General features: G+C 65.0%; 8 protein-coding genes and 1 pseudogene. 3 read left to right on the top strand and 6 right to left on the bottom strand.

Going from position 1 to position 9,813, the window contains the following annotated elements:
• Window positions 1-291 (top strand): PDZ domain-containing protein (locus AC1DT2_RS09770; RefSeq protein WP_477296041.1); only part of this gene is annotated, 291 nt, incomplete at its 5' end.
• Between the two features lie 45 nt (window positions 292-336).
• Here AC1DT2_RS09770 and AC1DT2_RS09765 read toward each other — a convergent pair.
• From AC1DT2_RS09765 to AC1DT2_RS09750, 4 genes are all read right to left on the bottom strand, one after another.
• Window positions 337-858, bottom strand: a complete 522-nt coding sequence (locus AC1DT2_RS09765; RefSeq protein WP_213947748.1) for a Dps family protein — start codon at window positions 856-858, stop codon at window positions 337-339.
• A 74-nt stretch (window positions 859-932) separates the two neighbouring features.
• Complete coding sequence (locus tag AC1DT2_RS09760; protein WP_477296040.1) at window positions 933-2,324, bottom strand: sensor histidine kinase; 1,392 nt, start codon at window positions 2,322-2,324, stop codon at window positions 933-935.
• Window positions 2,321-2,986, bottom strand: coding sequence for a response regulator (locus AC1DT2_RS09755; protein WP_477296039.1), 666 nt, complete (start codon window positions 2,984-2,986; stop codon window positions 2,321-2,323). The genes AC1DT2_RS09760 and AC1DT2_RS09755 overlap by 4 nt, the downstream gene beginning before the upstream one ends.
• A gap of 58 nt (window positions 2,987-3,044) precedes the next feature.
• A complete protein-coding gene (locus AC1DT2_RS09750) occupies window positions 3,045-3,506 on the bottom strand; it encodes an RNA polymerase sigma factor (protein ID WP_477296038.1) in 462 nt (153 codons plus the stop codon).
• An 81-nt stretch (window positions 3,507-3,587) separates the two neighbouring features.
• Here AC1DT2_RS09750 and AC1DT2_RS09745 point away from each other — a divergent pair, with 81 nt between their 5' ends.
• Window positions 3,588-5,378: a M14 family metallopeptidase gene (locus AC1DT2_RS09745; RefSeq protein ID WP_477296037.1), complete on the top strand. Its 1,791-nt coding sequence runs from the start codon at window positions 3,588-3,590 to the stop codon at window positions 5,376-5,378.
• Window positions 5,379-5,465: 87 nt separating this feature from the next.
• Here AC1DT2_RS09745 and AC1DT2_RS09740 read toward each other — a convergent pair whose 3' ends face one another.
• Entirely contained in the window at window positions 5,466-7,088 is a 1,623-nt protein-coding gene (locus AC1DT2_RS09740) for a multicopper oxidase family protein (protein WP_477296036.1), read from the bottom strand.
• Entirely contained in the window at window positions 7,081-8,772 is a 1,692-nt protein-coding gene (locus AC1DT2_RS09735; RefSeq protein ID WP_477296035.1) for a phospholipase C, read from the bottom strand. Before AC1DT2_RS09735 ends, AC1DT2_RS09740 begins: the two co-directional genes overlap by 8 nt.
• Before the next feature lie 236 nt (window positions 8,773-9,008).
• Here AC1DT2_RS09735 and AC1DT2_RS09730 point away from each other — a divergent pair.
• Window positions 9,009-9,813, top strand: a pseudogene (locus AC1DT2_RS09730) (peptidase); the annotation flags it as partial.

Genomic DNA, 9,813 nt, shown 5'->3' with positions numbered 1-9,813 from the left:
TCCGACAAGGGCGTGATCCAGGACGTGCAATGGGACGGGACCGCGGCAAAAGCCGGACTCGTGCCGGGCCTGACCATCGTCGCCGTCAACGGCAAGGACTTCTCCGGCCAGACACTAAAGGATGCGGTCACCGATGCGAAGTCGACCACCACACCGATCGAGTTCCTGGTCAAGAACATCGACGAGTACAGCACGGTGAAGGTCGATTACCACGGCGGCCTGAAGTATCCGCACCTGGTCCGCGGCGATGGCAAGGATCTGATCGGCGTGATTGCCACGCCGCGCAAGTAGCGCGGCACGAAAGGTGGCGCGGCAGAGGCCGCGCCACCTGGTCGGTCAGGTGTTCTCGCGATTGGTTTCGAACAGGAACCACACGCGGCGTTCGCCCTGGTCGATCCAGTTCTCGATGAGGCTGGCCGTAGCGACATCGGAATACTCGTCGCACAACGCATGCGTTTCGCGCAGGAATCCGACCAGGCGCTGGTTGTCTTCGCGCAGCTCGGCGAGCATGTCCTGTGGCGTCACGAAGTCAGCGTCGTTGTCGGACAGGCGCTGCAGGCGCGCGATGTGCCCGATCGAACGCAGCGTGGTCCCACCGATCTTGCGCACGCGCTCGGCGAGATCGTCGGTCATGCTGAAAATCTGCTCACCCTGCTCATCGAGCAGCAGATGCAGGTCGCGGAAACGCGGGCCCGACATGTGCCAATGGAAATTCTTGGTCTTCAGGTAAAGCGCGAACGTGTCCGCGAGCAGGGCGTTGAGTTCGGCCGAGATGTCGCGGGTGGCGTCTGCACCGAGGCCGGTGGGCGTGTGCAGATCGGCTTTGCGCTTGGCTTTGGTCGCTTCAGGATTCTTCATTGCTGCGCTCCACGGTGGGCCCCTGAGTATGCGCCGGCCTTTGTTACGCGGATTGAAGATTTTGTACCCGGCGCTCAGGCCAAGGGCAGTGTCACCACCACACGCAACCCCGGCCCGGACTCCGCATCCAGCAACTGGATGTCCGCGCCGTGCAGTTCGGCGGCACGCTGGACGATGGAGAGGCCCAGGCCGAAGCCTTCGCCCTGGGTATCCAGTCCGCGTTGGAAACGGGTGAACATGGAGGCGCGGCGCTCCGGCGGAATGCCCGGACCATCGTCGACGACCTCGATGACGGCCTCGTCATCGTTATGACTGATGGAAAGCTCGACATGGCCGCCCGCCGGCACGTGCCTGAATGCGTTCTCCAGCAGGTTACGCAGCAAGGCGCCGAGCGCGACACCGTAGCCCTCGATGACAAGCTCCGCGGGCAGTTCGCGGATACTCAGCTCGACCCCACCACGACCGATCAGTGGCGTAAGTTCCTCGATGACTTCCAGCGCCAGTTCGCCGAGGTCGACCCGGCTGCGTGGACCCGATGCCGCGCCGACCTCCAGGCGCGCCAGCGCAAGCAACTGCTCGGTGCGACGCGCCAGCGACATCAGGCACTCGCGCGCCGCGACCAGGGCTGCCTCGGCCTCGTGTGGCTGGGCGGAATTCATGGCGTTCTCGAGATTGATCATGGTCGAGGCCAGGGGCGTACGCAGCTCGTGGGCCACATCGGCGCTGAAACGGCGTTCCCGCTCGAGCGCATTTTCCAGACGACCGATCTGGCCGTTGAGCGCGTCCAGCACGGGTTTCAGCTCGTTCGGCGCGTGCTCGAGACGGATTGGCTCCCGGCTACCCGGCTCGCGGCGCGACAGCGCGCGAGCCAGTGTCTCCAAAGGCTGGAGACCGCGGCGAATCGCCCAGCCGACGAGGAGCGCGAGAAGAGGCAAGCCCAGGAGGGTCGGCAGGCCGTGCTCGATCCAGAGTGCGCGAGTGATTTCGTGGCGGCTGTCGTAGCGCTCACCCGAGCGAATGGTGATGCCCTCGTCTTCCATGATCAGGGTGAAGACACGCCAGGTGTACCTGCCGCTCTTGACGTCCTCGAAGGCGCCGTCTGCGGCAGGCGTATTCGGTAGACGGGCGAGGTTCTCGGTGGCGAGCAGCAGCGCGCCGTCGCGATCGAACACCTCGAAACCGACCTCCGATTCGTAGGTGCGACCCTGCACGATGAGCTCCTGCGGATGATCGGACACGCTCGACACCAACAGACGGGCGGCGCGCTGGTTGCGTAGTTGGTCCACGCCAATGCGACGGACGAGGACCTCGAGCGTACGTGCGGACTGGGCAAGACGGCCGTCCGAGAGTTCGTCCACTTCTTCCAGGGTACGTTGGGCGCTGAGCACGCCCAAGGGCAGGAGCACCGCCGCGAGCACGATGATGATCAGGACCAGGAGGTGCGAGCGCAGGCTGCCTGGCTTCACCTGGGCTCCCGCGGCACCATGTAGCCGAAACCGCGCACGGTCTGGATGGCATCGTGGCTGAGCTTGCGGCGCAGGGCGTGCACGAGCACCTCGAGCGCACTGGAACTCATCGCCGCCTCGGGCCCATACAGCGATGCCTCCAGGGCCTCGCGCCGGACGATACGACCGGCGCGTTCCATCAGCGCCTGCAGCAACGCGAACTCGCGCCGGGTCAGGTCGACCTTGTCGCCGTGCCAGATGACTTCCCAGGTACCCAGGTCCAGGCTCAGCGCGCCGGCGTCCAGGCGGTTGACCGAATCGCCGCGTACGCGTCGGGCCAGCGAGCGAATGCGCGCGGCCAGTTCGTCCAGGTGGAAAGGCTTGACCAGGTAATCGTCGGCCCCGGCGTCCAGCACGCGGATGCGCGCATCCAGGGCCTCGCGCGCGGACATGACGATAACCGGCGTGGTCACGCGAGACTGCCGCGCTTCGACGAGTACATCTATTCCATCCTTCCCCGGCAGACCGAGATCGAGCAGAACCAGGTCGGCCTCGTGCTCGCGCATGGCCGCCAGCGCCTCGTTGCCGTCGCGGAACCAGCTGATCGTATAGGCCAGCCGTTCCAGCGCCCTGCGAATGGCATCGCCGAGCTGGGCGTCGTCTTCGACGAGGATGATGTGCAAGGCGGCGACCCGGTGGCAGAGACGCCGATAGTATCCGCGCGCCGAGCTTAGCGCCGCCTTAGAGCACCCCGTCAACCGGCCTCGAAGCGGGCGATCTCGTCCAGCCGCTCGTGGGCTCGGCATAGGGCTGCTCGTCGAGGTAGAGCAGGATCAGGGCGCGGTCGAGGGGTTCCAGGGTCTCGATGGCATGTGCCAGTTGGGCAAGCCGCTCGTCCGGCTCATCGATCGGCGTGYCGCCACCGAGCGTGTCGATCAGCGTCGCATCCAGTGGCTGCAGTCGTTCGCGTTGGCGTCGGGCATGCGACAGACCCACGTTGAGCGCCACGCGGTACATCCAGGTAGAGAACGAACGGCTTGTGTCGTACCCACCGAACGATCGCCAGACCTGGAGCAGGATTTCCTGCGCAAGATCCCGCCGATCCTCCTCGCCATGGGCATAGATGGCCGCGACCTTGAAGACGATCTTGCGGTGTGTCTGCAGCAGCGCTTCGAAAGCGCGCCGTCGCTCGGCCTCGGCCATGAACCCCTCCTCTTTCCACCATGATTCGCGAGCGCGGGGAAAAAATCACACAATGGCCGGATTCTCCTGCCGGATGGGTTCATGTCTGCCACGCTCCCCGCACGCCTCCTCCTCGCCCTGATCGCCGTGGCCCCGGTCACGATCCAGGCGAAAGACACCTGGATCACGCCCGCCGAGGYGTCTTCCTTCCGCACGACACCGTCGTATGCCGAAACGCAGGCCTTCCTGCAGCGCCTCACCCAGGCGGCACCGGACACGATCYGCCTCGCGACCTTCGGCACGACGCCGGAGGGCCGGCCGATGACGGTCGTGATCGCAGCGAAGGACGGCGACCTGACGCCCGAAAAGGCCCGCGCGGCCGGCAAGCCCATCGTACTGCTGCAGGCCGGCATCCATCCCGGCGAGATCGAAGGCAAGGACGCGGGCCTGATGCTGCTGCGCGACTTTGCCGCCACCCATCGCCTGCCCCATCTGCTCGACCACGCCGTGCTGGTCTACATCCCCGTGTACAGCGTGGATGGCCATGAGAATTCAAACCCGTACAACCGCATCAACCAGAACGGGCCGGCCGAGATGGGTTTTCGTGGCCAGTCGCAATACCTCAATCTCAACCGCGATTACGTCAAGGCCGATGCGCCCGAAACGCGCGCGTGGCTGACACTCTGGAACACCTGGAAACCCGACCTGCTGATCGACATCCATACCACGGACGGTGCCGACTACCAGTACGACCTCACCTGGTACGCGGAGGACGCGCACAAGCTGCCGCCGTCGATCGCTGCATGGCAGAAGGCGGCCTACGAAGGCGACGCCATCCCGGCCTACGAGAAGCTCGGTCACCTCGCCGCGCCCTACCTGGAATTCCGCGACGGACGCGATATCACCAAGGGCATCGAGAACTTCGGTTCGGGCCCGCGCTTTTCCACGGGCTACGCCGCCATTCGCAACCGCGCCGGCCTGCTGATCGAAACGCACATGCTCAAGTCCTACGAGGTGCGCGTGCGTGCGACCTACGATGTGGTTCGCAGCGTGCTCGCCCACGTGAACAAGGAGCCTGCCGCCCTGCTCACAGCGTCGAAGGAGGCCGATCGCTGGGCTGAAGCGCTTTCCGCAAAGCCGGACGCCTCGCAGCCGGTGACGTTCAAGCAGGATCCGGCATCGACACCGTTCACACTCAAGGGCTACGCGTTCACGCAGACCAAGAGCGATGTCTCCGGGGATATCTGGGTGCAATACGACCCGAAAACGAAGAAGAACTACAGCATTTCGAACTGGAACGATCTGCTTCCGGACGTCTCGGCGTCGATCCCCGCCGCGTGGGCGATTCCGCCGCAATGGACGGACGTGATCGATCGCCTCGACGCGCATGGCATTCCGTACACGCGGACGACCACCGCCGTGCGCGTGCGCGCGGAGCGCGACGAGCTGACCGACCCGAAGTGGGCGGACAAACCTTTCGAAAGCCATCACATGCTGAAGGATGCACACATCGCTTCGTCGCGGGTCGATGTCGATCTCCCGGCCGGCACCATCATCGTGCGCGCGGACAATGCCGATGCCGTGCTCGCCCTGAACCTGCTCGATGCCCGCGCACCGGATTCCCTGCTCCGCTGGGGCTACTTCAATGCCGTGTTCGAGCAGAAGGAATACGGCGAACCGCGCGTGCTCGAGGCACTGGCACGGAGGATGATGGCGGCGAACCCGGCGCTGAAGACGGAGTTCGAGGCGAAGCTGAAGAACGACGCCGCCTTCGCTGCCAGCCCGCGTGCGCGCCTCACGTTCTTCTACGAACGCAGCCCGTGGTACACGGTGCAGAAGGTGGGTGTTTATCCCGTGGTTCGCCTGGATGCCGACGCTCTAAGGCAGTTGTAGGAGCCGCTTCAGCGGCGATTGGGCGCTCGCGGCAGCCTTGCCCGCTGCCGCGGGATCGCCGATGAATCGGCTCCTACAAGAGCGGGATTACGCGACCACCTCGAATGGTCGCATCATCTCGTTCGCCTCGTGCTCGGCGAGATGGCAATGCCACGCGTAGCGGCCGGCATAACCGTCGAATGTCGCGACGATGCGGGTCACCATGCCCGGGTACGCCTGCACCACATCCTTCCAGCCGCGTTCGTGCGGCGGCGGTTCCTGCGCCGGCCCGACATAGCGAAGGGTCTTTTTCTCCATGTACTCGTCCACGTCGTACGGGCGCCGGTCGAGGATCTGAAAGCGCACCAGATGCAGATGGATCGGATGCGTATCCTCGGTGAGGTTTACCAGGTTCCACATCTCGGTACTGCCGAGCTTCACCGTCTCCGTGACCGGATCGTGCCAGCGCTTGCCGTTGAGCAACATGAGCATGGGCGTGGCGACGCAGTCGCTGTATTCGTCAAGCGTGAGCTCGCGTGATTTCGACGCACTGGCTTCCGTGACCCGGGGCAGATCGCGCAAGATATCCGGCAGCCGGCTGTCGTCGCGAACGGCACCCTGCCCCACCGCGAAACGCATCAGCGGCAGCGCATCGTTCATCAATTCCACCGTGCCACCGCGCAACGCGGCGAAGTCGACGACGAGGTCGGCACGTTCACCCGGCGCAAGAAAAAGGGAGGTCACCTTTGCTGGGGCGGCCAGCAGGCCCTGGTCGGAACCGATAGCGTGGAATGGCCGGCCATCCTTGAATCGCAGATGGTAGAAGCGGCCGTTCGCCGCATTGAGCACGCGCAGTCGGTAGCGTCTTGGCTGCACATCGGCACGGGGCAGGATGGCCCCATTGACCAGGGTCAGGTTGCCGAATACTTCGGGTACCCACGGCGCATGGGCGTCACCCGAGTCCGGATAGTAGAGACGGCCGTCCGTGCGTAGCAGTCTGTCGGCCAGCACCAGCGGCAGCTCCTGCTCGCCGGAAGGAAGACCAAGCGACAACTCGTGTTCGTCGCGCAGAAGGTAGAGTCCCATCAGCCCGGCATACATGTTCAGCCGGTTAATGCCCATCGCATGGTCGTGGTACCACAGCGTCGCCGCGTCCTGGGCGTTCGGGTAATGGTGTTGGCGCGATTTGCCGGGTACGTACCAGTCTTCGGGATAGCCGTCGTCCTTATGCGGCACCTTGGCGCCGTGCAGATGGACGATGGCGCGCACCTCGGGCTGGTCGGCTTCGGCACCGCAGATGGCGTGGTCGACGGGAAGGAAGTGCTTCGTCGGCAGCGCATTCGCCCAGCGCACGTCGAAGGCCTCGCCGGTACGCGCCTCGATCGTCGGGCCGGGATAGTGCCCGCCATACGTCCACAGGTCAGTCGGTGGCAGATCGCGATGCAGCTTCTGCGCGGTCTGCGCCATGCGCACATCGAGCGTCTTGCCGGCAACGGGCCGCAGCGTGGGGGGAATCGGCAGCGGATCGACGAACGCTGCCAGCTTGCCCGGATCGACCAGGCCCGGCATGTGCGTCGTATCACCCATGGGGTGCATGCACAGGTCGTTGCCGACCTTGCCCACCGGCGCGGCCTGCATGCCGTGCATGTCATGTGCGAGGAGCCGCGACGGGATCCAACCCGCCGCGGCCATCCACCCCGCCGTCTTCAGGAAGCGACGGCGATCAACCATGCCCACCGTTCCCGAACGGCCACTGCGCACGCTTCGGCTGACCGGTCGACTCGTCGAGGATCAGCTTGCGGTCGAACAGGCGCGGGAAGAAGAAGTCGAACATGCTGTCGATACGACCGGCCGTTGCATCGGTGGAACCGCCACCCAGACGCTTGCTGTCGAGCCAGTTGTCTTCGATGAAGCGGGTGATCGAGCTCTGGTCCGTCACGCTGTGATCGACCATGTTCTCGCGTGCCCACGGCGACACCACCAGCAGCGGCAGGCGCGGACCGAAGCCGCAGCGACCCTGTGCCGGTGTCTTGCCATCCAGGCCCGGTAGCGTGACGCGTCCCTTACACACGCCGGCGCCGTCGAGCGCGTCGGTGGTGCCGGCCGAGGCGTTGGTGTGCGGCGGTTCCTGGTGGTCGTACCAGCCATCGGAATCGTCATAGGCGATGACGACGGCCGTGTCCTTCCACTCGCTGCTCTGCTGCAGCGTGTTGATCACGTGGACGACGAAGGCCTGTTCGTCCAGCGGATCGGAATAGCCGGCGTGACCGTCCTGGTAAGCCGGCGCCTTGAGGAAGCTCACCGCAGGCAGGTTGTCGGTATCGAGGGCGTCGTAGAAGTCCTGGATGTCGTACTGATGGTTAGCCACATCCGTCTTACCGATGGCGGCGATCGACGACGGCCGTGCGTGCGTCGGGTTGGCCGTGGACGGGTAGTACTGGAAAGGCGAATGATGCGGGCTGTAATCGTTCGAGGTGGTGTTGGTCACCTTCGACAACGTGCGACGCGTGCAGCCGGTGCTGCCGTCGGGGTTGGTGAGCGTGAGGTCGAAGCCGCCCTGGAACCAGCCCCAGGTGACATTGTGATCGTTGAGAAGGTTGCCGATATTGCGGCCGCCCATCGTCGCCTGGCTAGCCGTGGGCGAAGAGCAGACGTCGCCGATCGGATCGGGGTCGCCGATCATGGTCAGGCCGCCGTGGCCATCGTCGGTCTCGGCACCCGTGCCGTTGAGCGTGTCGATCACACCGGCGGTCTGGCCCGCGATCAGGTTCACCGCACCCGGCGACGACGGACCGAAGCCGGTGCCGTAGTGGTTGTCGCTCATGGCGAAGTTCTGCGCGTAATTCCAGAAGGCGGTGACGGTGTTGCCGTCGTAGTAACCCATCACCTGGCCCTTACCTTCCTCAGCGGCATCGCCACCCGGCAGGGTTTCACCGTGACCGGTATACAGCGGGAAGAGATCCATCTTGCCGCCATCGAAGGCGCGCTGTTCCGAGGTATAGCCGTGGTCCTGATCGGCCGTCGCCGCCTGTGTACGCGCGAGGCGGAACGGGTTGATTGCCGCGTCGGCATTGCCGCTGTTGGCCGCGTTGGGATTCTTCGTCAGCAGGCGATGCGACAGGCCATTCACCGGCGGCGTAAAGGGCCGCGCATAGAACGATGGCTCGCCCTTGCCATTTTCGGCAAGCGGATAGGTGCCGAAGTAGTGATCGAAGGAAACGTTCTCCTGGAAGATCACGACCAGATGCTTGATCGGCGTGGCGGTGCGCGGATCGCTACCGTGACCGCCGTGGCCGAAGCCGAGCGCGGTGGTGGCGGCATCGGCAGGGGCGGAGGCCACCTGCTGGGCGGCGACGATCGACGCGGCGGAGAGGGTGAGCACGCAGGCGATGCCTGCGGCCAGTAACTTGCGCATGACTAAGCTCCTCGAAAGGTGTAGCGGCCGGACTGCACGGATCCGCATCCCCTGTCATGCGGTCTGACCAGCGTAAGAACGGCGCATGACAGCCCGGGGACAAAGTCCGCAAGGTCTTACGAATTTTCTCAATCCATGACCTTCGTCACGGTCGGCCCTCCAGGCCGTTCCCAACGGCTATGCTCGGAACCCACCGGTGCCCGGGGGCACCGCTTTCACTGGACAGAGGGACACTCATGACCAAGCAGTACCTGAAGCCGCTCGCACTCGCGCTAAGCGTCGCGCTCGCCGGCACGGCATGCAGCAAGCACAACGATGCCGATACGGCCGTTCCGGGCGGCAACCCGCCTGCCGCCACCGGCAGCGCCGCCCCGGCGCCGGCCGCCACGACCGCTGCAGCACCTGCCGCGCCCACGTTCAATGTGGCCGACATCGACACGACGATCGACGCCTGCGACGACTTCAACGGCTTCGTCAACGCCAAGTGGGTGGCGGTCAACCCGATTCCCGAAGACCGCACCCGCTGGGGCGCCTTCGACCAGCTCGCCGAAAACAGCTTGTCCACGCAGCACGACATCGTCGATGCCATGGACAAGGGTGCGGCGAATGCCAAGGCCGGCTCGATCGAGCAGAAGATCGGCCTGCTCTATCGCTCGGGCATGAACGAATCGGTGATCGAGAAGGCCGGCATCGAGCCGCTCAAGCCGGAACTGGCCAAGATCGACGGCCTGAAGAACAGCGACGACGTGGCCAACTTCCTCGACCAGAGCTTCGCCGATGGCAACAGCTACGTGTTCGGCTTCGGCTCGGGCGCCGACTTCAAGAACGCGAAGATGCAGATTGGCTATGCGCAGCAGGACGGCCTCGGTCTGCCGACCAAGGACTACTACACCGATCCGAAGCAGGYCGACAACCGCAAGGCCTATGTCGACTACATCACCAAGACCCTGACCCTCGCCGGCGTCTCCGATACTGACGCGAAGACCCAGGCCGATGCCGTCATGGCATTCGAGACGCAGCTGGCTGCCGCCTCGCTGGCGC

This window comes from Luteibacter sp. P4_E6 (genome assembly GCF_056401535.1).
Note: the sequence above shows the minus strand (reverse complement) of the source record. Positions and strands in the feature narration are given on the sequence as shown.